The sequence below is a fragment of the Streptomyces sp. 3214.6 genome (genome assembly GCF_900129855.1).
Classification (GTDB): Bacteria; Actinomycetota; Actinomycetes; order Streptomycetales; family Streptomycetaceae; genus Streptomyces; species Streptomyces soliscabiei.
On record NZ_LT670819.1, the window covers coordinates 370,642 to 394,102 of the forward strand.

The following is a 23,461-nucleotide window of genomic DNA, read 5'->3' on the forward strand; positions in this document are numbered from 1 at the left end:
CCTGCGGCTGAACCTGCCCGCCGACTTCGCCCGCGTCCCGCCCGTCCCGCCCAGCGGGGGCCCGCTTTCCGGACCCAGTGGACCAGGCCCGGGTTCACATGGTCCGGCCGTTGCTGCCTGCGGATGTGAGCGACCTGTCCTTCACACAGTCTCGGACGCTGTCATGCGTGTTCCAGAGTCCGGGTGCTGGCATCGCAGCCGGTGTCCGCCGCGGCGGGCGGGACCCGGCGGCGCGCGGCCGGAAGCCGGACCGCTCGGCAGATCAGGGGCCAGGCTCCCTGCGGGGCGAAGCGCACGATCACGATGAGCAGGATGCCTTCGATGACCATGGACAGTGTCTGCTGGTCCTGAAGGGACCGGGTCAGCCCGTAGTAGACGACGCCCACGCCGACGACGGGTCCGAGCACTGTGCCCGCGCCGCCGACCACGGACATGAGGACCGCGTTCAGGCTCCAGTTGACGCTGGCCACGCCGTCCGGGGAGATGACGACGAACTGGAAGGCGATGACCGCTCCGGCCAGGCCCGTGAGCGCGCTGGTGGGCACGAGGGCGGCGAGCCGGTGCCGGTAGACGGACACGCCCAGTCCCGCTGCGGCCGGCTCGTTGTCCCTGACTGCGGCGAGCCGTAGGCCGAAGGCGCTGTGCCGGACGTAGAGGGTGAGCGCCATGGACAGGGCGGCGACGACGACCGCGATCTGGTAGAGGTTGCCGCCGCTGGGGATTCTCTCCGTGGGGAGGGTGAGGCCGCTGGCGCCGCCGGCCCAGTTCCAGTTGCTGAGCAGAGCCTGGATGGCGATGGAGATGGCCAGGGTGCCCACGGCGAAGTAGTCGCCGCGCAGGCGCAGCAGCGGTACGGCGAGCAGGAGGGCGAGCAGGGCCGCGCCGACGCCCGCGCCGAGGAAGGCCACCGGCCAGGGCAGGCCCGTGTGGACCAGGATGAGGGCGGTGGTGTAGCCGCCGGTCGCCATGAACGCGGCGGCGCCGAGGGAGATCTGGCCGCTGAAGCCGGCGAGCACGTTCCAGGCCTGGGCGATCGTCAGATACGTCAGCAGGGTGACGCTCAGGTCCAGCTGCCCGAGGTCGAGCACGGGGGCGAGCGCGAAGGCGACGACCGTGCACAGGGCGAGGGTGGCCGCGGGCCACAGGCCCGCCGGTTTCCCTCGGGGTATCGACCGGGTTGTCATCCGGTGGCCGCCTTTCGGAACAGGCCCTGGGGGCGTACGGCGAGGACGAGGAAGAAGGCGAGGTAGACGACGACGTCGCGCATGCCGCCGCCGAACAGTTGGACGCTGACCGACTGCAGGACGCCGAGGGCCACACCGGCGAGGAAGACGCCGCCGACGCTGCCGATACCGGCCAGTGCCATCACGGCCATGCCGGTCAGCAGCAACGGCATCCCGCTGGTGGGCGTGAAACTCTGGGCGACGCCGGTCAGGACTCCGCCGGCCGCGGCGAGGGCCGCGGCGCCGGCGAAGGTCATGGCGTACACCGTCGGCACGTTGATGCCGAGCACGGCGGCCGTGGCCGGGTCCGCCGAGGCGGCTCGGACCGCGCTTCCGGCGCGCGTGCGGGTCAGGACCAGGTGGGTGGCGGCGCACAGGAGGGTGGTGAGCGCGAAGGCGATCAGATAGATCGTCTGGATCCGTACGCCGAGGATCGAGATGCCTGAGTCGGCGTAGGGGGCGGACAGGCTCTTGGGGTGGGTGCCGAACACGCCCTGAAAGAGTGCCTGGGCGAGCAGGGACAGCCCGAAGGTGCCCACCAGCGGTGCGGTACTGCTCCCCTTGAGGAGCGGTGTGAGCAGGTACCGCTGGAGCGGATAGGCGATCAGGGCGACGCCCGCCATGGCGAGCGGCAGGGCCAGCAGTGGGTCCCAGCCGGCTCTCACCACCAGCAGGGAGGCCAGGTAGGCGCCGCCGATGACGAGTTCGCCGTGGGCCAGGTTCATCAGGCCGAGGACGCCGAAGACCAGGGAGATGCCCAGTCCGATCAGGGCGTACAGGCCGCCGGCGAGGATACCGGCGGCCAGGACGTCGAGGCTCACGATGTGCTCCGTTCGCTCACGCTCGCAGGGGGTCGTCTCGAGCTCATGCCGGGCCTCAGTTGAGCCCGGACAGCGGGGTGAGCGGCTTCGCGCCCTTGGCCGGCCAGACCTGCTCGATGACGCCGTTGTTCCACTGTCCGATGAAGGTCGGCGTCGCGCTCTTGTTGTCCACGAACTTCACCGGGCCCTGTGCGGAGACGGTGATGCTCTTGGCCAGCGCCTTGTTGACGGCCTCGCGGTCGGTGCTGCCGGCGGACTTGATGGCGTCGAGGAGGATGGTCGCCTCGTGCATCCCGAGGGCGACCGAGCCGAGGTCGGTGAGGTTGGTGTACTTCTTGCCGTACTTGCTGACGATGAGGTCGGTGTCCGGAAGCCCGGCAGTCTTGGACCAGTTCAGCTGGACGAGGGTGCCGTTGCCGAGAGAGCCGAGGGAGCCCCAGCCGGGCGTCTGGGCGCAGTTCAGACCGATGGCGACCTTGGGCTTGTAAGCGAGCGCCTTCATCTGCTTCCACATGGCGAAGCAGTCCTGCGGGGCCATGGAGGCGATCAGCACCTGCGAGTTGGAGGACTTTCCGGCCTTGATGACGTCGGAGAAGTCCGTGGTGCCGGTGGGCACGGCCTTGGTGGCGGAGATGGTGAAGCCGGCCTTCTCGCCGGCCGCTCCCCACATCTTGCCGGCGGAGATGCCCTGGCCGTCGTTGCTGGTGACGAGCAGCGTCTTCTTGTTGGTCTTCGCTCCGGCGGCGACGGAGTAGAAGCCCTCGGCCCCGTCGGCAAGTGACTGGAAGGAGTCCCAGGTGTAGCCCTTGCCCTTGGGCAGCAGTTCGATGGGCAGGGCGCCCATCACCAGCGGCACCTTCAGCGCGTCGGCCTGGCCCTGCATGTCGATGTTCTGCTGACAGCACGACCCCAGCAGACCCACGGCCTTGTCGCTGAGCACCAGGGAACGGACCTGCTGGACCATGGTGTTGGTGTCGCTGCGGTTGTCGAGCACCTTCAGCTCGACCTTCCGCTTCTTCCCGCCCACTTCGAGGCCGCCCTTGGCGTTCACCTGCTGCACCGCCAGGAGGTAGCCGTCGCGGATCTGCTTGTTCACGAAGGCGCCGGACAGCTGGATGCTGGTACCGATGACGATGGGGCCGTCATCGCTGGAACCACCGCTGCTCGTCGAGGCGTTGCCCGCGCAGCCCGCCGTGAGAGCGAGGACCGCGGTGGTGCTGAGTGCGAGGGTGCGCCGGGAGGCGGTTCTGATCACGAGGGGTCTCCTTCGGAGGCACTGAGCGAAGTGGGAGTGGGCGAAGAGGAGGGACGGGACGGAGAAGCGGCGCCCGTGGCGTTGTCGTCGTCGGTGCCGAAGTAGGCGGCGTCGAGGGCCTCGTCACTGAGCAGGCCGGCCGGGTCACCGCTGTAGGAGATGCGGCCGCGGGAGAGCACGACGGCGTGGTCGGTGATGCCCAGCGCCCGTTTGACGTTCTGTTCGACCAGCACGATCGCGACGCCCTGGGAGTTGATCTCGGCCAGTGCCCCGTACAGGGCGTCGATGGCCACGGGCGCGAGGCCGAGCGAGATCTCGTCGCAGATCAGCACCTTGGGGTCGGCCATCAGGGCGCGTCCCACGGCCAGCATCTGCTGCTGGCCTCCGGACATGGTCCCGGCCTGCTGTGTGGCCCGCTCGGCCAGCACCGGGAAGATCTCATGGACCCGCTCCATACGGGCCCGCACCTCGTCATTGCCCAGCGCGAGCGGAGCACCGAGCTTCAGGTTCTCGGCGACCGTGAGGGCGGTGAAGATGCGGCGGCCTTCCTGGCAGTAGGCGATCCCCAGGCGCGCCCGTTCGTGGGTGGGCATGCCGGTGATGTCCTTGCCGAAGGCGTGCACGGATCCCGACCTCGCCGCGACGGCGCCCATGACCGTGGCACACAGCGTCGACTTGCCGGCCCCGTTGGCACCCAGCACCGTCACGATCCGCCCCGCCTCGACGCGCATCGAGAAGTCCCGCAGAGCGACCATGTCGCCGTAACCCGCACTCACCGACTCCAGCGCCAGTACGGCACCGGTGTCCGAGGCTGTTGCCGGTGTGCGGGCGGGCGGCGCCTGGGATTTGTCGCCGTCGCCGAGGTAGACGGCCCGTACGTCCTGGTTGGCGGCGATCTCGGCCGGTGTTCCCTCGGCCAGGGGCCGGCCCCAGTTGAGCACCAGGACACGGTCGACGAGTTCCCGTACCACCCGCTCGATGTGCTCGACCAATAGCACGGTGATGCCCCGGTCTCGGACCTGGCGGATCAGGTCGATCGCCTCGTCCAGCTCGCGGCCGACGAGCCCGGCCGCGACCTCGTCGAACATGAGTACCCGGGGACGGGTGGCGAGGGCCCGCGCCACCTCCAGCCGCTTCAGGTCCAGGACGCGCAGGGAGTCGGCCGGGCGGGACGCCTTGGTGTCCAACCCGCACTGAGCGAGGATTTCGTCGATCTCACCCGGGTGCAGGTGGGGTCGGCCCGCCATGGCTCCGATGCGTACGTTCTCCCGGACGGTGAGGCCGTGGAAGGGCCGCGGGACCTGATGGGCCAGCGCGACACCACTGCGGGCGATGCGGTGCGCCGGCATCCGGTCCAGCCGCTGCTCCCCAAGCCAGATCTCTCCCTCGGTCGGGCGGTGCACGCCGGCAATCAGCTTGAGCAGTGTGCTCTTGCCCGCGCCGTTGGGGCCGATGACGGCGATGGCCTCCCCGGCCGCCACCGAGAGGTCGACGCCGTCGAGAGCCGTGACACCGCCGAATCGCTTGGCGAGTCCTCTTACCTGAAGAGGGGCTCCGGGCGAGGTGCCCGGCAGGGTTGCGGCCGAGGTTGCGGTACGAGGTTCGGCCCCTGGCGGGGGCGACGCACCAGCATCGCCGCCCCTCAGGTGGGGGGTCGTCTCAGCATCCAGTTTCTTCACGCCCTGACTCCTCACCGCCGCGCCGGGGATGCCCCTGATGTCACGCGGCGAGTGGCTGACCGTAACTTCCGCGAAGCGTACGGTCCCTCATGTCGAAACGCTAGTCCTAATTCATGGGACATTCAGAAAGATCTTGGATGCCGTGCACCGCCGGCCGGGCGGGTGGCCGCGCCACCGGGCGCCGGCAGTGACATCAGCGCGGCAGGGGCCGTCAACTGGCCGCCGGGGGCGGCGGGTTGCCCTCGTCGCCCCGCGATCGCGGCCGCCGCGGGTGCTCGAACTCCAGGATCGGCGAGGCGGCGGCCCGCCCGCTCCCCCTCGACATGACTACCCTGCAGGTCACACGCGCCGACCGCCTCGGGCGTCACCCCCGACGCCCTCGCCCGCAGTCCTGGGCCTCCCGCACGCACTTCGCCGTCGGCCCCATGGTCCACACGGCTACGCCTCCGCCATCACGACACAGAAGGCCGCCTCGCTGTCTTACCCGTGAGCGCGACACCGCGACCTTGGAATCACCCGATCAAAGGGGAGCTGCAGCGCGACACGCGAGCCGTTGTCCCTCCATACCGGGAAGGAGAGTCCGGGTTATCAGGAGTCTGGTCCGGGCTATCAGGATGCGATTCCCGGGGGCACCCGTCCGCAGGGGCAGGCGTGAAACGCCTTGCCAACCCAGCACACCAGGCCAGGGGGCGCGCGTCAGCCCTCCTGGTCGCGTAGGACCTTCATGCCGGTGGCCACCTGTTCGAGTTGCTGGGCTCCCAGCGGCTCGAGGACGTAACGCCGGAGGCTGTCGAGGTGCACCTGGAGCGCACGGTCGAGGACACGCGCGCCCTGCGGCGTGAGCCCGGCCAGGGTGACGCGGCGATCAGTGGGACTCGGCCGCCGCTCGATCAGGCCGCCCGCGACCAGCCGATCGGTCATCTTGGTGAACCCGCCACTGGAGAACGCGACCTCCTTGGCGAGGTAGGTGAGCGGGAGTTCGCGGCCGGGTGTCCGTGAGAGCCGCAGCAGGATTTCGAACCACGGCCCGGGCAGATCCGCGACTCCGCGCAGATCCGCGTCGATGCGGCCATGGGCGTGACTGAAGCCCTCCAGAATGAGCCCCCACCAGGTCACCAGTGTCTCGTCGTCGACGGACGCATTCCGTCCACGCCCAGCCCGGGGCCGACCTGACGTGCTCATACCGCACTCCCTCCTTCACTGCGGTGCACCTGCCATGCCGGTGGCGCCGCCCGCCGCACCTTACCTCGCCCGACAGAGTCTTGCGAGCAAGATGTTTATGCATATACCTTGCTGGCAAGATACTTTCGGGAAAGAGGAACTTGTGAGACCACTTACAAGGGCGCTGGCCGGCGCCCTCGCGCTCTCCGCCGTTCTGTTCGTCGGCGAACCGGCCGTAGCGGCATCCCGGACCGCCGTAACGGCATCCCAGGTCGACGCCTCGCATCTCGCCAGAAGCAAGGCGCTGGTCGCGGATTTCACGCAGCGGCTGTACAACCGGCATGACCTGTCGGCCATCGACACCCGCCTCAGCGCGGACTTCGTCCAGCACGATCCCCGCATCGCCGACGGGCAGGCAGGACTGCGCGACTACCTGACCGCGCAGAACGCGGCCCACCCCGACTCATATGTCTCGGTCAAGCGCGTCATCGCGGAGGGCGACCTCGTCGCCGTCCACAGCAACCTGGTCCTCGACCCGGGCACCAGGGGCTACTCCGTCCTCGACCTGTACCGCCTGTCCGGCGGCAAGATCGTCGAACACTGGGACACCACCCAGGAAGTGCCGGCGACCACGGTCAGCGGCAACGACATGTTCTCGACGCTCAGCTCCCCGCAGGTGAGCAGACCGGCCCCGTGCGCGCCCACCACGTCCAACAAGCAGCTCGTCACGGACATGTACAGGCAAGTGTTCGTGGACAAGGACGTCACCGGGTTCGACCGCTACATCGTCGACCCCTATTACCAGCACAACCCCGGCTTCGCCAACGGCATCCAGGCGGCCAAGGACGGGATCGCCGGGATGTTCGGGGCGTTCCCCGACTTCCACTCCGACATCTACCGGGTCATCGCCGAAGGCGACCTGGTCGTGATCCAGTCCCACGGCACGTTCACGCCGGACATGGCCTCCGGTGTCTTCGACATCTACCGGGTGCAGAACGGCAAGGTCGTGGAGCACTGGGACATCGTCCAGAACGTGCCCGCCACCTCCGCCAACGGCAACGGCATGTTCTGACCCGAAGCACGGGAGCTGGGGCGCTGCCGTTCGGCAGCGCCCCAGCTCTCACTCAAGTCCCCCCTCGAACAGCCCCATCCTGGCGTGATCCAGGGCCCGTGTGCCGCACGCCGGTCCGGAAAGATGAATCCCGATGAAGCTCCCCCGCGCATCGCTTGTCTCCGTCCCGCTGGCTCTCGCCCTGGCCGCGGGCACGAGCGCTTCCTTCGCCGACTCCGGCGGCACACCGAAGCCGGCTGCCTGGGCCGCTCAGGACGCTTCCGCGGGCGGCGTCGAGACCGATGCCGTGCTCCCCAGCGTCGCGGTCAGACCTGGTGAGCCGACTACGGCGACAACACCGTCTTCGGCCGGTTCGTCGTGGAGCTCACCTTCACCTCCGCGACCCGGATGACCTTCCACGTCATCGAGGGTCGATCATGGGGTCGACAGACACTGTCGACTACACCGCCACTCGGATCCGCCCCGGCTTCCACCGGTCCGCGACCCGGCGCGCAACCCTGTACGCGCGTCCCGCGGTCTCAGAGGGATGCCTTGTACATGTCGGTGAAGGTCGCGTCGAGGCCCGGGCTCGCTTCGATGAGCTCGGTCATGCCGGGAAGGACATCGCGGGTGTCGAAATAGGCGACCCGGGAGTCGGATCCGACGGACGCGCTGAACACGGTTTCATATCCCTTCCGGTGCATCGCCTCCACCGTTTCGTCGAAAGCAGTCGTGGCGTAGCCGAAGTGGTGGAAGCCGTACCCCTGCTGGGTGATCACGTCGCGATGCACCGACGGCAGTTCGTCCGCGGGCTGGATGAGTTCGTACTGCATGTGCCCGCCGAAACCGAGCGCCACGTGCGCGCGTGCCTGGGAGGGTTCGCCCCGGTAGCGGGGATTCTCGCCGGCGAAGTCACGTAGGACCGTCCACGGACCGACCCGGAAGCTCTCGCGGAATCGAGCCATCGCCCCGTCGAGATCCTCGACGACGAACGCCATCTGGATGAGGCCGTCGGTGGGCTGGCCGAAGTCGAACAACATGGCAAATCCCTCACAATCATCGAACAGTTAGGGCCGCTGCCACGGTTGGTGTGCCATCAGGTGCATACCAACCGTTCAGAGCCGCCACCGCCCGCGCGTCGCACGATTTCCCGTGCCGTTGACGATGGCGGCCGCACGTTCTCACCCAGGAGAGTGCAGTCAGAACGGGCTGCCGCCCATGATCACCCGTTCCTCCGGCGGGATCGGGTCGAGACTGACGTGGACCTCGATGCAGGACGGCCGTCCGCTCCGGAGAGCCTTGGCGAGGGCCGGCGCGAGCTCGTCGAGAGTGCGGACCTGGTAGCCGTCCGCACCGAGCGCGATCGCGGCGGCGGCGTAAGAACCGTTCTCCAGCCGGTTGTTGACCACCCGGTCCTTGCCGTGCACGATCTCCTGCGCATGCAAAGTGGCGCCCCAGGCCCGGTTGTTGAGCACGACGACGATCGCTCCGAGCCCGGCGCGCACCATCGAGTCGAACTCGCCGAGGCTGTAGCCGACGGACCCGTCACCGGTCACGAGAACGACGTTCGTGCCGGGTTCGACCGCTGCCTGCGCTCCCAGCGCGACCCCCACGCCGACTCCCATGGAGCCGAGATAGCCGTGGCAGAGGAACGCGGACACCCGCGCCTCGGAGATCGTTTCCGACAGCCAGAGGTAGGTGAGTGCGCCATCGGCGACGACCACCGACGACTCGGGCACCGCTTCCGCGATGGCGCGTACGGCGTCGTACGGGTGGACGCGCTCGTCGTGGACGACCTGAGCGGCCACGGCTTCGCGACGCCGCTGCAGGTGCGCCCGCAAGATGTTCCGCCAGCCCGCCAGATCCGGACCGGTCGCCTGCCTGGTCGCGAGCCCCCGGTTGAGGTCCTGGAACACCGGCAGCGGGTCGGCGGCGACCGACAGCTCGACGGGTTGCAGGTGGCCCAGCTCGGCGCCGGAGGGATCGATCTGCACCACACGCGCGTCACGCGGGATCAGCGCGCCCGAGCCGTGCGCGGTCGTGAGACCGAACCGGAGACCCGCCATGATCACCAAGTCGGGTTCTTCTCCGGGCGGTAGGCCGTGCAGCGATTGCAACAGACCGAAGTTCATGGGGCTGCGCGAGATCGCGCCGAGGCCCTCGTAGTCCGACATCAGGGGCACGCCGAGTCGCTCGGCCAAAGCGCGAAGCTCGCCGTCGGCGCCGGATCTCGGCACCTCGGACCCCGCGACGATCACCGGCCGCCGGGCCTGAGACAGCAGCCCGAGGATCCGGTCCGCCCCGGCCTGGGAGAGCCCCGGCCCGAAGTCGGCGCCGTGCAGGAGTTCCGTCGCCAGGTCGGGCATCTCGTCGAGCTGCTCGGTCAGCACGTCCCAGGGGATGTCCACCAGCACGGGCCCGCGCGGCGCGGACAGCGCGGTGCGGATCGCGCGGGCCAGGATGCGGGGAATCAGCGAGGCGCGCGTCACCCGATGCGCCCACTTGGTGACGGGTGTGGCGATCGCGACCTGGTCCAGCCCTGCCTGCAGGGTGTTGGTCTGGTCGTCGGCGAGCGGCCCGGACGCGGCGAGGTAGAGCACGGGAGTGCGGTCGAGGTGGGCGTTGGCCATCGATGTCACGGCGTTGGTGAACCCGCCGCCGGCGGTGAGCAACGCGACCCCGAGAGCGTTGCGCACGCGTGCGTAGCCTTCCGCCGCGTGGCCCGCGTTCATCTCGTGCCGCGTGTCCACGATGGGCAGCTGATGATCGAGTGCGGCCTGGTACACCGAGTCGATGTGCGCGCCGTTGATGCCGAACATCCGGTCGACACCGGCCTGCTGGAGGAGACGGACGACGAGGTCGCCGCCGGACACACGGGTCATGGAATGCTGCTTCCTTTCCGGACGCGGACGTCAGACGCAGGTTTCGCCGCCGTCGACGGCCAGGACATGACCGGTGACGAAACTCGCCCGTGGGGAAGCGAGCCAGTACGCGGCTTCGGCGACCTCCCGCGGCCCCGCCACGCGGCCGAGCGGGGTCCCGGCCGCCGCGGCGGCGGGGTCGAGGTTCTCGTGTTCCTCCAAGTGCCGCAGCATTCCGGTGCGGGTCAGGCCCGGGGCTATCGCGTTGATACGGATCCCGTGCCGGCCGTGCTCGGCGGCCGCGGACTTGGTCAGCCCGACGACGCCGTGCTTGAACGCGGAGTACGCGGCCCCGCCCCCGGGGTTGCCCACCAGGCCGGCGACCGATGACGTGTTCACGATCGCGCCGCGTCCCTGCGGCACCATGACGGCGAGTTCGTGTTTCATGCACAGCCACACGCCACGCAGGTTCACCGACTCCGACAGCTCCCAGCTGTCGCTGCTGAGCTGTTCGATCGGGCCCACAGGGGGCGCGATTCCCGCGTTGTTGAACGCGGCGTCCAGAGTGCCGTAGGTGTCGATCGCCGTGGCGACCATGTTCTCGACGTCCTTTTCGACCGAGACGTCCACCTGAACGAAGGTCGCCTTGCCACCCGCCGCGGTGATGGTGGAGACGGTCTCGGCGGCGGACTCGGAGCGGTCCGCCGCGACCACGGCCGCGCCGCGCTCGGCGAACAGTTCCGCCGCCGCCCGCCCGATTCCCGAACCGGCGCCGGTCACGAGCACGACCGATCCCTTCATGTCGTGTGCCGTCACCGTCGGGCCCCCTTCGCGGTCAGGATCTCGTCGTAGATCGGGTTGGCCAGGACCGTCCGCTCCACCGCGGCTCGGCGCGGGTCCCCCTGGTCGGTGGGTACCGACGCGAGGATCGCGTCGAACCGCCGGGCGAGCAGTTCCCGATGCTCGGCATGCGTCAGCACGTAGAGCCTTTCCTCTTGAATCGCTTGCAGGACCCGCTCGCCGACTTCCCGCGGCTGGATCGCCGCCTCATGCAGATCGGCCTCCGCGGTGGCGGACGGCGCGTGCGTCCGTGGCTCGCCAGGGGGCGGCGGTCCCTTGTGGATGTTGGTTCGGACGATGCCCGGCGTCAGGACTGACACGTTCACCGGGGTGCCCCTCAGTTCGGCTGCCAGCGCCTCCATCAGCCCCACCACACCGAACTTCGCGGCCACGTAGAGCGCTCCCGGTGTGCCCAGCAGACCGCCGATCGACGCGGTCGAGACGATGTGCCCCGGACGGCCGGAGGCCAGCATGCGCGGCAGGAAGGTCCGGATGCCGTTGAAGACGCCCGTGAGGTTGATGTCGAGCACCCAGTCCCACTGTTCGAAGGTCGCCTCGGCCAACGGCGCGAGGAATCCGACGCCCGCGTTGTTGACCAGCACGTCCACGCCGCCGTAGTCGGCGTCGAGACGGTCGGCGACGGCCGCGAACGCCTCCCGGTCCCGTACGTCGAGCTGAATGGACTCGGCCTCGGCCTTGCCGATGCTCGCGAGTTCGCGTTGCGCGCTCGCGAGTGTCTCTGCGACGACTCCGCAGATCACCACGTTCATTCCGGCCTGGCACAGGACCTGCGCCACGCCGAAACCGATGCCGCTGTCCCCGCCGGTGATGAAGGCGGTCTTGCCCGCCAAATCTCGCATGGTGGGTGTTTCCTTTCCCCGCGGCAGGCCGCGGGTGTCTTCGATCTCACGCTGCGACGGCCCGGGACGGTCAGTCGTTGCTGCGGTGAGCGTCGATGGCTCGGTCCAGCGTGGCGTGGTCGGCCCAGCTGCCGTGGAAGCCGAACGGCACCCGGCTGGGGAGCTTGACCCGGGCCAGCGGGGTGCGGCGCAGGTCAGCGGCGTCGTGGATGAGCAGTTCGGTGAGGTTGGTGGTGCGGTTCCACCACAGCGAGAGCAGGTAGCCGTCGTCCTCGGCGCTCGCGTTCTCGCGGGCCACAAAGACCGGTTCGCCGGGGCTGGTCAGGCCCTCCGGACCTTCGACGACGGTGGTGTGGTCGAGGAGGTAGTCGTGGCGGGCCAGTCCGTCGGACATGATGTCGTCGGCCAGGCCGCGGGTGGTGACGAAGTAGCCGTAGCGGTTCGGGCGGCCCGTGTACGCATCGTTGATCTTCGGGAACTCGCCGAAGATGCCGCTGATCATCTCCTCCGTGGCCCGGCCGGTCGCCAGGTCGACGCGCCAGCGGTAGGGCTGGGCCGGGGGGAACCACTCGTGGGAGGTCACCGGCGTGCCGATGCGGTCGATCGGGGTCCCGAGCCGGCTGATGCGGTGCCCGTCGATGACCAGTTGGCCGTCCTGCTCGTAGGCGTTGAAGAAGTGGGTGTTGGCCCAGTGGCCGCCGAGCTCGTGCCAGGTGACCTCATGGGTGTGACGGTTCATCAGGACGATCTGCACACCGTGCTCGAGGGACTTCTCGTCCCAGACCACGCCGGGCCTGCTCTGTGCCACCAGGTCCAGGCGGAACTGGGCGGGTGTGACGAAGAAGATGGCGTAGGTGTCGCTGACGGCGAAGTCGTGCATGAGGACCGGCACGCCGATGTCGAAGGAGTGCGAGTCGATGATCTCGGCCGTCTTGACGTCGGCGCGGTACCAGGTGATGGTCGATCCGACGGCGGCGAAGAACAGCATGTCGCCGCTGTCCGGGTCGGTCTTGTAGTGGCCGGTGCACAGGACGTCGATGCCGCCGTGGAAGTCGTACGTGCCCAGCGTGCGCAGCGTCTCGGGGTCCAGCGCGTGCGGCAGCCCGCCCTCGAAGTAGACGATCAGGTGGTCGTCGAAGACACCGGCGTTGATGTTGGCCACGTTCTTGGCGCGCGGGGCGCCCTCGGGCAGCCGGCCCGGGGTGCCGCCGTTGACGAAGCCACTGTAGATCGCCTCCCCCGCCTCCACCTCGACCTTCATCGAGTCGGTCTCCACCCAGCGGGTGCGGTAGGCGGCCCGGCCCTCGCGCAGGTAGATGCCGCACACCATGCCGTCGCCCTCCCACCAGTGGTAGCGGTCGGTGTTGCGCGGCTCGAAGCGGGGGTTGGAGGAGACGCGGAACAGAGCGCCCGCGAGGTCGGACGGTATCTCGCCGTCCACCTGAAGGTCGTACGCCTCGCTCTCCTCCGTCCACGGGGCGAAGGGGCCGTTGAGGAACTTGTTGTCCGTGGACCAGCCGGCTTCCGCGTGCGAGGGGGCGGCGGCCTGTCCGCTCTGGCGGGGGGCGACGGTCATGAGGGTCGGGGGAACGGGAGTCGGGGGCATGGAGATCTCCGTGTGGTTCTGTGGGGCGGGCGGTCAGAAGGGGTAGTGCGGGAGCTCGCCCCGGACGGTGACCCACTGCTGTTCGGTGAAGGCCTCGAGGTTGGCGGCCGCGCCGCCGTGCCGGGACCCGGTGCCGGAGTCGCCGACCCCGCCGAAGGGGATGAGCGCCTCGTCGTTGACGGTCTGGTCGTTGATGTGGACGAGCCCGCTGGGCACGCGCTCTGCGAGGGCGAGGCCCTTCATGACGTCGCGGGTGAGGATGCCCAGGGACAGTCCGTATTCGGTGTCGGCGGCCAGGCGGGCCGCCTCGTCGAGGTCCTGGAAGGGGACGACGGGCGCCACGGGGCCGAAGATCTCCTGGGCGTAGGCGGGCGCGGTCAGCGGTACGTCGGTCAGCACGGTCGGCCGGTAGAACAGGTCCTCGTAGGTGCCGCCCGCGGCCAGCCGGGCACCGGCCTCGACGGTCTCGGTGACGATGCGGTGGATTTTGTCGCGCTGTCCGGCGTCGATGATCGGGCCGAGAGCGACGTGTTCGGTGGTCGGGTCGCCGACCGGGAGCGCGTCGGCGTGCTGGGCGAGCAGGGCCGTGTACTCGTCGGCGACCGAGGCGTGGACGAGGTGGCGGCTGCTGGCCATGCAGATCTGGCCGGCGTGCACGAAGGAGCCCCAGGCGCCCACCGAGGCGGCCTTGTCCAGGTCGACGTCGTCCATGATGACGAGCGCCGAGTTACCGCCGAGCTCCAGGTGGGCTCGCTTGAAGTGCTGGGCGGCGGCGATGCCGATGGCACGGCCGGCCCGGGTGGAGCCGGTGAACGCGATGACGGGGATCTGCGGGTGTTCGACGACGGCGGCTCCGACGTCCGCGCCGCCGGGCAGGACGTGCAGCAGACCGGGCGGCAGGCCGGCCTCCTCGAAGACGCGGGCAAAGACGATCCCGCCGCTGACAGCGGTACGCGGATCCGGCTTGAGGACGACGGCGTTGCCAAGGGCGAGTGCCGGGGCGACCGCCCGCATGGCCAGGATGACTGGCACGTTGAACGGGGCGATCACCCCGACGACCCCCACCGGCACTCGCCGGGCGAACGACAGCCGCTGCTGCCCGGAACGCAGCAGCTCACCGTAGGGCGCCCCGGCGAGCGCGGCGGCCTCGTGGCACTCCTCCGCGCCGCCGCTGGAGACCTGCAGCGCGGCGAACGGCCGGATCGCGCCGGACTCCCGCATCAACCAGGTCTCGATCTCCTGCTGGTGCTCCTCGAAGAGTCGCGCGGCGCGGCGCAGCACGGCGGCGCGGTCGGAGTACGGCCGGGCGGCCCATTCGCGCTGGGCCCGCACCGCCTGCTCAACCGCCCTGCCCACGTCGGCCGGGGCGGCGGAGCCGACGCGGCCCAGGGGCTTGCCGGTGGCGGGCTCGACAGCGTCGTACGTCTCGCCGGAGCCGCTGATCCACTCGCCCAGGCCGGAGAAGATGCGGCCTTCCCAGGTGCTGCTGTCCAGAAATGTCATGGTGTCCCGTTCCACTTGGTGCGCGTGTCGCGAAGGTTATGTGTCGTGTCTCGAAGATGGTGAGGTGGGGCGATTTCCGACCTCGGTTCCGGTTTCATCCCGCAGGCCACCCTGCGAAGGTCCTGTCCCTGCCGTCGTCCGTGTCGCTGTCCGGCCAGGATCGCTCCAGGCCGAGCACGGCATCGGCCGCCAGCGCGCCCGGACCGGCGGCGGAGAGCAGCAGACAGATCGCGAGGAAGAGAAAGTCGACCTCGGCTCCGCCCACGCCATTCGGGCCGAGGACGCCGGTGTGCCAGACGTTCAGCTTGATCCAGAACCCGGTAATCACCATCTCTGTGCACAGCAGGACGGCGACGGCCCGGGTCAGCAGCCCGGCGATCAGGAGAGCGCCGGCGGCGATCTCGAACGCGGGGACGAGTCCGCTCAGCAGGCCGGGCACGGGCAGCCCGAGAGGCTTGAGGACGCCGTTCTCCCAACCGTTGATGGTCACACCGAACTTGTAGAGCCCGTGCAGGATGAACAGCCAGCCGGTCACGGCTCGCAGAATCAGGAGCGCGGCACTGTGCAGCCCGGCCGTCCGGGACGTCGTGCTGCGGTACAAGCGGAACACGGGGCTCTCCTTCGGGGGTGGGCATGGGAGTCGATGGACGGCCGCCGGACATGCCGCAGCCCGGGCCTTCAATGCTTGGCTTCGCAGCGCCTCGGCCTTCGAGATGGCGCAGTCCATGACCTCTTGCAGCGCGGAGGCGCGCCCTCCGCGCTGGCTGGTGCGGCTCGTCCGGCATCCGAACAGGTCATGGGGTTTGCCTCCAGCAGTGGCTTGAGCGGTCCCAGCAGGCTCCCCAAAGCGATATATGCGTCCCGCATATCCGGACTCCAATAGCGTGATACAGGACGCTGCACCGGAAGGGTGCACGACGTCAAGGGGTGGGAAGTTGCGATTCTCCTCGGTTGACGGTGCCCCACGCATCGATCTAGTGTCCCATAAAACGAAACGCGCGTCCCGCAAAAGGAGACATGTAATGGCGATCACCGGGTTGGGTCACACCGGCTTCTGGGTCGACGACCTGGAGAAGATGCGCGACTTCTACGAGCGGGTGCTGGGGCTGACCGTCACGGACGAGGACGAGGAGAAGGGCATCGTGTTCTTCTCCGCACGGCCGACGGAAGAGCACCACGAGTTCGTTCTGCAGCGGGGCCGCACCGCCCCTGCCGGCGCCAAGCTCACCCACCAGGTGTCGTGGCGCGTGGACTCGCTGGAGTCGATCATCGACTTCCATCACCGGTTCCGCGCCGAGGGCATCGAGGTCCAGCAGGAGGTGACGCACGGGAACGCGATCGGGATCTACTTCTTCGACCCCGAGGGCAACCGCAACGAGGTCTACCTGCGCATCGAGCGTGACGTGCGCCAGCCGTTCCGCAAGACCCTCAACCTCGACCTGCCTCCGCAGGAGATCTTCGCCGAGGTCGAGCGGCTGCTGGCCGAGGGCGGCCCGGCCTACCAGCCGGTGCAGTAGCCCTCACGACCGCAGAAGGAACGACCGAAGCAACGGCGGAAGGCCCCTCATGACAGAACCCTCGGTACGGCAGCCCGCCGTGCTGGTCGTCGGCGCCGGCCCGACCGGCCTGGCAGCCGCCCATCTGCTGGGCTCCCGCGGCGTACCGGTGCTGCTGGTGGAACGCAACGCCACCACGAGCAACGACGCCAAGGCGATCAGCCTCGACGACGAGTCGCTGCGCACCCTGCAATCGGCCGACGGCCTCGACGAGGCGGTCTACCCGATCCTCGTACCGGGCACCGGAACCAGGTACTTCGGCGTCGGCGGGCGGCCGCTCGTCCACGCTCGCGGCACCGGCGACCAGCGCTTCGGACATCCGTTCAAGAACCCCTTCGCCCAGCCCGACCTGGAACGCGTGCTGCGTGAGCAGTTGCGTCGCCTCCCCAGCGTGGACGTCCGCTTCGGCACCCGGCTGACAGGCCTCGTCACCCAGCACCCCGACCACGTGGGCGTGTCGCTGCGCACGGGCGGGGAGGACGGGCCGGTCGAGGAGCTGGACGTCTCCTACGTCCTCGGCTGCGACGGCGGCCGCAGCACCGTACGCGACCTGCTGTCCATCCCCATGCAGGGGCGCAGCTTCCCCGACGAGGTGTGGCTGGTGGTCGACACCCTTCACGACACGCACGACCAGCGCTTCGGCATGCACCACGGCGCCCCCGACCGGCCCGTCGTCATCGTCCCGGGCCGGGGCGGCCGTTGCCGCTACGAGTTCCGCCTGAAGCCCGGCGAGTGCGAGGCGGGGTCCCCTCCCGCGTTCACTCTGGTGCGCCAACTCCTCCAGCCCTACCGTGAGATAACGCCCGAGCAGGTGGAGCGCGCGGTCGCCTACAGCTTCCACGCGCTGCTCGCCGAGCGGCTGCGGGACGGGCGCTGCTTCCTGCTCGGCGACGCCGCGCACATGATGCCGCCGTTCGCCGGACAGGGCCTCAACTCCGGTGTCCGGGACGCGGCCAACCTCTGCTGGAAGATCGACGAGGTCCTGGCAGGCCGGGCCGGTGACGCGCTGCTCGACACGTACGACACCGAGCGGCGCCCGCACGCCCGCGCGGTGATCGACCTGTCCGTACGGCTCGGCCGGATCGTCATGACCACCAGCCGCCCGCGCGCCCTACTGCGCGATGCGCTGGTGCGCGCGGCCATGCTCACCCCGCCGGGCCGCCGCTACCTCACCGAGATGCGCTACCGCCCCGACACCCGCGTGACGTCGGGAGCCGTCGTCCGCGGGGACGGCCCAGGCCGTGAACTCGTCGGCACGATGCTGCCGCAGCCACGGGTGCTGCACGGAGCGCACCATCGCCTCACACGGCTCGACGACCTTCTCGGACCGGGCTGGAGCCTGCTCGGCATCGACGTGACCGACACCGACTGGACAGCCGTCGCGCGAACCGGCCTCCCGGACGCCACCCCTGTGGACGTCTCCCTGGACGACCGCGCACCGCGCGAGCGCGCCGGCCGGGTGGGGATCGCCGACGCCGACGGCCGGCTCGACGCCCTCTTCACCGGGCTGACCGGATCCTTCGTACTGGTACGGCCCGACCGTCTGGTCGCCGCCGTCTTCCGGCCCGCCCAAGCCGCGCACGTCGGCGCGGAGCTGCGGCGCTTCGCCGCCCGCCCCCTCACGGCCACCGTCTCGCCGCAGGCAGCCACCGCCGCCACCGATCCCCAAGTCCAGCACGACTCCCCAGGAGTACACCGATGAAGCTCAGCACCGTGCGCGTGGCCGATGACCGGACCGCCGCCGCCCGGCAGGAAGGCGACGAGCTCGTCCTGCTGCCCTTCTCCGACGTCGGCGCACTGCTCGCCGCCGGCGACGACTGGCCCGAGCGGGCGGCCGCCGCCGACGGCGAGCGCCTGCCCTTGGCCGAGGCTTCCCTCACCCCGCTCATCCCCCACCCCAACAAGATCATCTGCCTCGGCCTCAACTACGCCACCCACATCAAGGAGATGGGCCGGCCCACCCCCGCCCACCCCACCCTGTTCGCCAAGTACGACGGCTCCCTGGTCGGCGCCCACGACGACATCCACATGCCGCCGGTCAGCGACGACCTCGACTGGGAAGCCGAGCTGGCGGTCGTCATCGGACGCAGCGGCCGCCACGTACCGCGCGAGACGGCCCTGGAGCACGTTGCCGGCTACACGGTCGCCAACGACGTCACCGTCCGCGACTGGCAGCACCGCACCCGCGAGTTCCTCTCAGGCAAGACCTTCGAGGCCACCACGCCCGTCGGCCCCGCGCTCGTCACCCCCGACGAACTCCCGCCCGGCGCCTGCGGGTTGACCATCTCCTGCAGCGTCGACGGCCACACCATGCAGAAGTCCAACACCGCCGACCTGCTCTTTGACGTCGCCGACACCATCGCCTACATCAGCACCATCATCACGCTGCTGCCCGGCGACCTGATCCTCACCGGCACCCCGGGAGGCGTGGGCGCCGGCCGTGACCCCAAGGTGTTCCTGCGCCCCGGACAGGAACTCGTCACCACCGTCGAGGGCATCGGAGAACTGCGCAACACCGTCGTCAAGGACCAGCTGTAGACCGGGTAAGCGGGCAGCCGGGCGCGGCCCCCACCGGTCCGCGCCCACCCGCTAGAGTGTCTCGCATGTCAGGAAACACGTCCCCCAGCTACCGCGACCGCAATTCCACCGCTGACCGGGCGCTGGACATCCTGACCATGTTCGACGACGTCCACCTCGTCGTCTCCGGCACCGCCGTGGCGGAGCGGCTGGGCGTGGCACGCTCCACCGCCTACCGCTACCTGCAGAGCCTGGTCGCTGGACGCTTCCTCGAAGAAGCCCCCGGCGGCGGCTTCCGGCTCGGCCTGCGGGTGCTGGAGATCGCCCGGCTGGCCCGCCGCAGCTACGGCCTCTCCGAAGTCGCCTTGCCGGCGATGGAGGCGCTCGTCGAGGAGACGCACGAGACCGTCCTGCTCACCCGCCGCACCGGCGACCTGGTGGTCTGCGTGGACCGCGCGGAGAGCACCCGCGCGGTCCGTATCTCCTACGAGCGCGGCAGCGCCCTGCCCATCAACGCCGGCGCCTCCGCCCTCGTCCTGCTCGCCTGGAGCCCGGACGACGAGGTCCGCCGTCTGCTGGAGGTCGCCGAACTGCGCCGGTTCACCGCTGCCACACTGACCGACGTCGACGCCCTGATGGAACGCATCGGCCGCATCCGCCGCCTCGGCTACTCCATCACCCGCGGTGAACTCGACCCCGACGTGGTGGGCATCGCAGCGCCCATCCGGGACGAGAACAAGCAGGTGGTCGCGGCGGTGAGCGTGGCCGCCCTCGCCTCCCGGGTCTACCCGGAGGCCGAGGCGGAGATCGCCCAGAAGGTCCTCGCCACCGCGCACGAGATCAGCGACCGGATGGCCGTAGTCGCGGGCTGACCCGCCCCGGCGACCTGGGACGCCCGCTGCCGCACGGTCGCATCACCGGCGTCCTCGCATCAGCCGTACCCGGCACTGAACCGCTGCGCCGACGCCGGGCCATCGCGGCTCGGGGCCGTGTCCGGCGGATCATGCTGATCACGTGGCTCCTGGATCTTTGTTCTGCTCGTGGGGCAGGGCGATCTGACGACTGGCACCGCACCTGCCGAAGTACGGTCACCGGGGCGGGCGTTGGGGCGACCACCGCATGGTGTTCAACGGGATGCCTGGACTGCGGCCGGCTTCGCGGAGCGATCCACGGTGAGAAGCGATGTTTCGGCCCAGATGACCTTGCCCTCGCGGGTGTGCCGGGTGCCCCAATGATCCGCGATCTGGGCGACCAGGAGCAGTCCGCGACCGCCCTCGTCGAAAACACGGGCCCGGCGTAGGTGCGGAGCTGTGCTACTGGAGTCGGAGACCTCGACTATGAGAGTGGACTCGAGGATCAGTCGCAGTCGAATGGGCGACCGTCCGTACCGGATCGCGTTCGTCACCAGCTCGCTGACGATGAGCTCGGTTGCGAACGCCATCTCGACCAGACCCCAGGAGGTCAGTTGGCCGACTGCGCACGCACGGGCCTGGGCGACCATCTCCGGATCGGAGGGGAGGTCCAGCGTGAGGACATGGTCGGCGTCAAGCACCCGGGTGCGGGCGACCAGAAGTGCCACGTCGTCGGGTGACCGGACGGGCCTGAGCGCCGACAGCAGCTGGTCACAGGTGTCCTCCAGCTCCGTTGAGGCCTCTTCGAGAACGTGACGCAGCAGGTCCAAGCCGGTGTCGACGTCACGAGTGCGGCTTTCGATGAGCCCATCCGTGTACAGAGCGAGCACGCTGCCTTCTGGGAGTGGGAATTGACTCATCTCGAAGGGGAGACCGCCCAGTCCCAGTGGCGGACCGACCCGCAGCTCCGGGAAGTGCGCCCGACGGGGTACCGCGAGATCGTCGGACACCCCCGCCGGAGTGACCACCGCGGGTACAAGGTGCCCGGCACTGGCCATGGAGCACACACGGGACACGGGGTCGTACACCGCATAGAGGCATGTGGCGCTGGTCTCGTCAGCGCCCTGTTCCTCCTGTTTCTGCAGGCGGATGACGACGTCGTCGAGATGCGTGAGCAATTCGTCCGGCATCAGATCGATGTCCGCAAGCGTACGAACGGCCGTACGCAGTCGGCCCATGGTGGCTGAGGCACGCAGACCACGGCCGACCACGTCCCCGACGACCAGGGCGACCCGGCCTCCGGACAGGGGAATGACGTCGTACCAGTCGCCGCCCACCTCAGCCCGGGCCTCAGAAGGGAGGTAGCGGACCGCGGTCTCGACAGCCGGGTGCTGGGGCACATGCCGTGGCAGCAGGCTGTGCTGGAGAGTCAGTGCGGTCGAACGCTCGTGGGCGAACTGGCGTGCATTGTCGATGTAGACCGCAGCTCGGGATGTGATCTCCTGAGCGAGGAGCAGATCGTCATCATCGAAGGGCGCGTGTGTCTGATGGCGAACGAATTGTGCCAGCCCCAGCGGACTGCCATGGGCCCATAGCGGCGCCAGGAGGATCGAGCCAATGGTTGAAGTACTCGTGTCGTTGCTGTCGGCAAAGGTTCTCGCAGCCCATTCCGGCAGATCGGAGGAGGTCATGGCGTAACGCACGGGCCGGCCCTGCGCCATCGCGCGCGCCGGCTCCGATCCATCAGGCAATCGATAGGACATCCCCACGGCAGGCGGGTCCGGCTTCCCTCCGTACGCGGACTTCCGGGCAACTCGATGCAGCACAAACGCTTCGGGCTCGGGGTGGGCATGGATCTGTTCCTGCAGCGCGGAGCCGAGCAGGTCGACAGTGACCAGGTCGGCAAGCTGGTCGACGCCCACTTCTGCCAGTTCGCGAGCCGTTCGGACGGCATCGAGAGTGCCCCCTATCCGTCTGCTCGCCTCATTGATCACGAGCAGACGCCGCTGAAGTCGGCGATCGCGCGCTTCCTGGTACACCGCGACGACCTGTTCCGATGCACGGTCCACGTAGTCGAACGTCAGCTGGATCAACTCAGCGGCCGCCGCGGTTCGCAGTTCCGCGTCCCGGGTGAGACGGGCCACCTCTTCCAGGGCCGTCTGGAGAGCACCGGCATGGGCGACCCGATAGGTGCGCAGAAGCTCGCTGATCGGAATCCCGCGCTCGGCGACACGTCTGGCGAACTCGACGGCGGTCGGCGGCACGGTCGCGTCCGCGACACCGCGACCACTCTCCAGAACGTCCAACATCAGAGCGATGTGCTCGTGCACCTCCAGCGCCGCCAGTGCGGCCAAATCGTCGTGCTCCCAGACGGTCGGGGTGTGGGTGCGCTTGCTCTCGACCAGTGGGGCTGCCATCTGATCAGCCCGTTGCCGGAGTCCCCGAGCAAGACCACAAAGGAAGGCATCGACGTCCATCTCCATACCCTAAATATATGGCAGAATTTTATGTTATTTCTGATTTGCTACCATTTCAGATATTGGGAAGTGGCGGTCGCTCGTCGTACATCGATTCGTTGTGCGATGCCGGATCTCATGAGGCCGGGGCCAGGCGCGGAGGTCGGTTGTCATGGAGGTTCCCCGCCGTCGTACGGACACGGTGCCGGCCAGACTTCGGGGCTCGCCATGGGGAGTTCGTCCCGTCGGGGCGGTCAGTAGTAGATGGGACCGAGCTCACCACCGCTGGCGATGATCGGGTCGCCGTTGAGCGCGACGCTGCGCGGGCTGGCCAGAAACGCGATCACTGCGGCGACCTCGCCCGGCGCGACGATCCGGCCGATCGAGATCGCCGCGCTGAACTGGCGTTCGACCTCCTCCACAGTCAGCCCGCGGGACTCGGCGTTGGCCGCCAACGCCTTGGCCATGGTGTCGCTGCTGGTGGGGCCGGGGTGTACGACGGTGACGTTCACGCCACGTGGGCCCAGTTCGTCGGCGAGGTTCTTGGTCAGCGCGGCAACGGCGACATTGCGGATCGAGCCGGTTACCGAGCCAGTGCGCCGCGCGGCAGCGCCGCCGACGTTGATGATCCGGCCCCAGCCGCGCTCGACCATGCCGGGCGCGAACGCCCTCGCACAGCGCAGATAGCCCCGCACCTTGACGTTGATCTCCGCTTCCAACGCCGACTCCGCGATCACGCCGGGGTTGGTCATGGCCGCGTTGTTGACCAGGATGTCGACGCCGCCCAACTGCTCAATGGCGGCCGCAGCCATGGTCGCCACCGAGACGTCGTCACCGGTGTCCGCGCCGATCCCGATCACACGCGCCCCGGTGTCGGCGGCGAGCGCAGCGGCCTGCTCGGCCGCCGCCTGCGCATTGCGGCCGACAAGTGCGACATCGGCACCTTCCTGGGCGAGAGCCCGGCCCACTGCCAGGCCAATGCCCCGGCTGCCACCGGTGACCACCGCGCGTTTGTCCTTCAGCTCCAGATCCATGGCATTCTCTCCTCATTTTGATCACCTCTCATGCGAGGCGGTGGCGACAACCGGGTTCGCCGCGGGCGGCCCGGACGGTTTCCTGAGCACGCCTCAGTAGATGAGATCGGTACTGTCCTGTTGGCAGTGTGGGGAGTGGCACAGCGCCTGTAGCACCATGTCCCCATATCGGCGCCAGACCGCAGGG

The 23,461-nt window shown here is 69.2% G+C and carries 19 protein-coding genes; 5 read left to right on the top strand and 14 right to left on the bottom strand.

Features of this window, described 5'->3' with window-relative positions:
- Window positions 1-161: 161 nt before the first annotated feature.
- The 5 genes from B5557_RS01525 to B5557_RS01545 all read right to left on the bottom strand — a co-directional run bounded on the left by B5557_RS01525 (window position 162) and on the right by B5557_RS01545 (window position 6,160).
- Window positions 162-1,184, bottom strand: a complete 1,023-nt coding sequence (locus B5557_RS01525) for a branched-chain amino acid ABC transporter permease (RefSeq protein ID WP_079657406.1) — start codon at window positions 1,182-1,184, stop codon at window positions 162-164.
- Complete coding sequence (locus tag B5557_RS01530) at window positions 1,181-2,044, bottom strand: branched-chain amino acid ABC transporter permease (protein ID WP_159424303.1); 864 nt, start codon at window positions 2,042-2,044, stop codon at window positions 1,181-1,183. Before B5557_RS01530 ends, B5557_RS01525 begins: the two co-directional genes overlap by 4 nt.
- Window positions 2,045-2,099: 55 nt before the next feature.
- Window positions 2,100-3,299, bottom strand: a complete 1,200-nt coding sequence (locus B5557_RS01535) for an ABC transporter substrate-binding protein (protein ID WP_079657408.1) — start codon at window positions 3,297-3,299, stop codon at window positions 2,100-2,102.
- Window positions 3,296-4,978, bottom strand: a complete 1,683-nt coding sequence (locus B5557_RS01540) for an ATP-binding cassette domain-containing protein (RefSeq protein ID WP_159424304.1) — start codon at window positions 4,976-4,978, stop codon at window positions 3,296-3,298. The genes B5557_RS01535 and B5557_RS01540 overlap by 4 nt, the downstream gene beginning before the upstream one ends.
- Window positions 4,979-5,674: 696 nt before the next feature.
- A complete protein-coding gene (locus B5557_RS01545; protein ID WP_079664519.1) occupies window positions 5,675-6,160 on the bottom strand; it encodes a MarR family winged helix-turn-helix transcriptional regulator in 486 nt (161 codons plus the stop codon).
- 142 nt (window positions 6,161-6,302) lie between these two features.
- On the opposite strand from B5557_RS01545, the gene B5557_RS01550 reads away from it, so the two are divergent.
- Window positions 6,303-7,211, top strand: coding sequence for a nuclear transport factor 2 family protein (locus B5557_RS01550; protein WP_159424305.1), 909 nt, complete (start codon window positions 6,303-6,305; stop codon window positions 7,209-7,211).
- A 518-nt stretch (window positions 7,212-7,729) separates the two neighbouring features.
- Here B5557_RS01550 and B5557_RS01555 read toward each other — a convergent pair.
- The 7 genes from B5557_RS01555 to B5557_RS43460 form a co-directional block, all read right to left on the bottom strand.
- A complete protein-coding gene (locus tag B5557_RS01555) occupies window positions 7,730-8,230 on the bottom strand; it encodes a VOC family protein (RefSeq protein WP_079657411.1) in 501 nt (166 codons plus the stop codon).
- 159 nt (window positions 8,231-8,389) lie between these two features.
- A complete protein-coding gene (locus B5557_RS01560; RefSeq protein WP_079657412.1) occupies window positions 8,390-10,072 on the bottom strand; it encodes a thiamine pyrophosphate-binding protein in 1,683 nt (560 codons plus the stop codon).
- Between the two features lie 30 nt (window positions 10,073-10,102).
- Window positions 10,103-10,867 carry an SDR family NAD(P)-dependent oxidoreductase gene (locus B5557_RS01565; RefSeq protein WP_231976209.1) on the bottom strand — a complete coding sequence of 255 codons (765 nt, stop codon included), beginning with the start codon at window positions 10,865-10,867 and terminating at the stop codon, window positions 10,103-10,105.
- On the bottom strand, window positions 10,864-11,751 hold the full coding sequence (locus tag B5557_RS01570; RefSeq protein WP_079657413.1) for an SDR family oxidoreductase: 888 nt from the start codon (window positions 11,749-11,751) through the stop codon (window positions 10,864-10,866). The genes B5557_RS01565 and B5557_RS01570 overlap by 4 nt, the downstream gene beginning before the upstream one ends.
- Window positions 11,752-11,821: 70 nt before the next feature.
- A complete protein-coding gene (locus tag B5557_RS01575) occupies window positions 11,822-13,357 on the bottom strand; it encodes a carotenoid oxygenase family protein (RefSeq protein ID WP_231976210.1) in 1,536 nt (511 codons plus the stop codon).
- 33 nt (window positions 13,358-13,390) lie between these two features.
- Window positions 13,391-14,860, bottom strand: coding sequence for an aldehyde dehydrogenase family protein (locus B5557_RS01580; protein WP_079657414.1), 1,470 nt, complete (start codon window positions 14,858-14,860; stop codon window positions 13,391-13,393).
- Between the two features lie 94 nt (window positions 14,861-14,954).
- On the bottom strand, window positions 14,955-15,470 hold the full coding sequence (locus B5557_RS43460) for a DoxX family protein (RefSeq protein WP_159424306.1): 516 nt from the start codon (window positions 15,468-15,470) through the stop codon (window positions 14,955-14,957).
- 412 nt (window positions 15,471-15,882) lie between these two features.
- Here B5557_RS43460 and B5557_RS01590 point away from each other — a divergent pair, with 412 nt between their 5' ends.
- The 4 genes from B5557_RS01590 (at window position 15,883) to B5557_RS01605 (ending at window position 19,805) form a co-directional block, all read left to right on the top strand.
- Window positions 15,883-16,377, top strand: a complete 495-nt coding sequence (locus B5557_RS01590) for a VOC family protein (RefSeq protein WP_079657416.1) — start codon at window positions 15,883-15,885, stop codon at window positions 16,375-16,377.
- Window positions 16,378-16,426: 49 nt separating this feature from the next.
- On the top strand, window positions 16,427-18,118 hold the full coding sequence (locus tag B5557_RS01595; protein ID WP_079657417.1) for a bifunctional 3-(3-hydroxy-phenyl)propionate/3-hydroxycinnamic acid hydroxylase: 1,692 nt from the start codon (window positions 16,427-16,429) through the stop codon (window positions 18,116-18,118).
- A complete protein-coding gene (locus tag B5557_RS01600; RefSeq protein ID WP_079657418.1) occupies window positions 18,115-18,954 on the top strand; it encodes a fumarylacetoacetate hydrolase family protein in 840 nt (279 codons plus the stop codon). The genes B5557_RS01595 and B5557_RS01600 overlap by 4 nt, the downstream gene beginning before the upstream one ends.
- A 65-nt stretch (window positions 18,955-19,019) precedes the next feature.
- Window positions 19,020-19,805 (top strand): IclR family transcriptional regulator, encoded by a 786-nt coding sequence (locus B5557_RS01605; protein WP_079657419.1) that lies wholly within the window; start codon window positions 19,020-19,022, stop codon window positions 19,803-19,805.
- 254 nt (window positions 19,806-20,059) lie between these two features.
- Here the strand turns inward: B5557_RS01605 and B5557_RS01610 are convergent, their stop codons facing one another.
- Window positions 20,060-22,267: an ATP-binding SpoIIE family protein phosphatase gene (locus B5557_RS01610; RefSeq protein ID WP_079657420.1), complete on the bottom strand. Its 2,208-nt coding sequence runs from the start codon at window positions 22,265-22,267 to the stop codon at window positions 20,060-20,062.
- Between the two features lie 227 nt (window positions 22,268-22,494).
- Entirely contained in the window at window positions 22,495-23,274 is a 780-nt protein-coding gene (locus tag B5557_RS01615; protein WP_079657421.1) for an SDR family NAD(P)-dependent oxidoreductase, read from the bottom strand.
- Window positions 23,275-23,461: the final 187 nt, after the last annotated feature.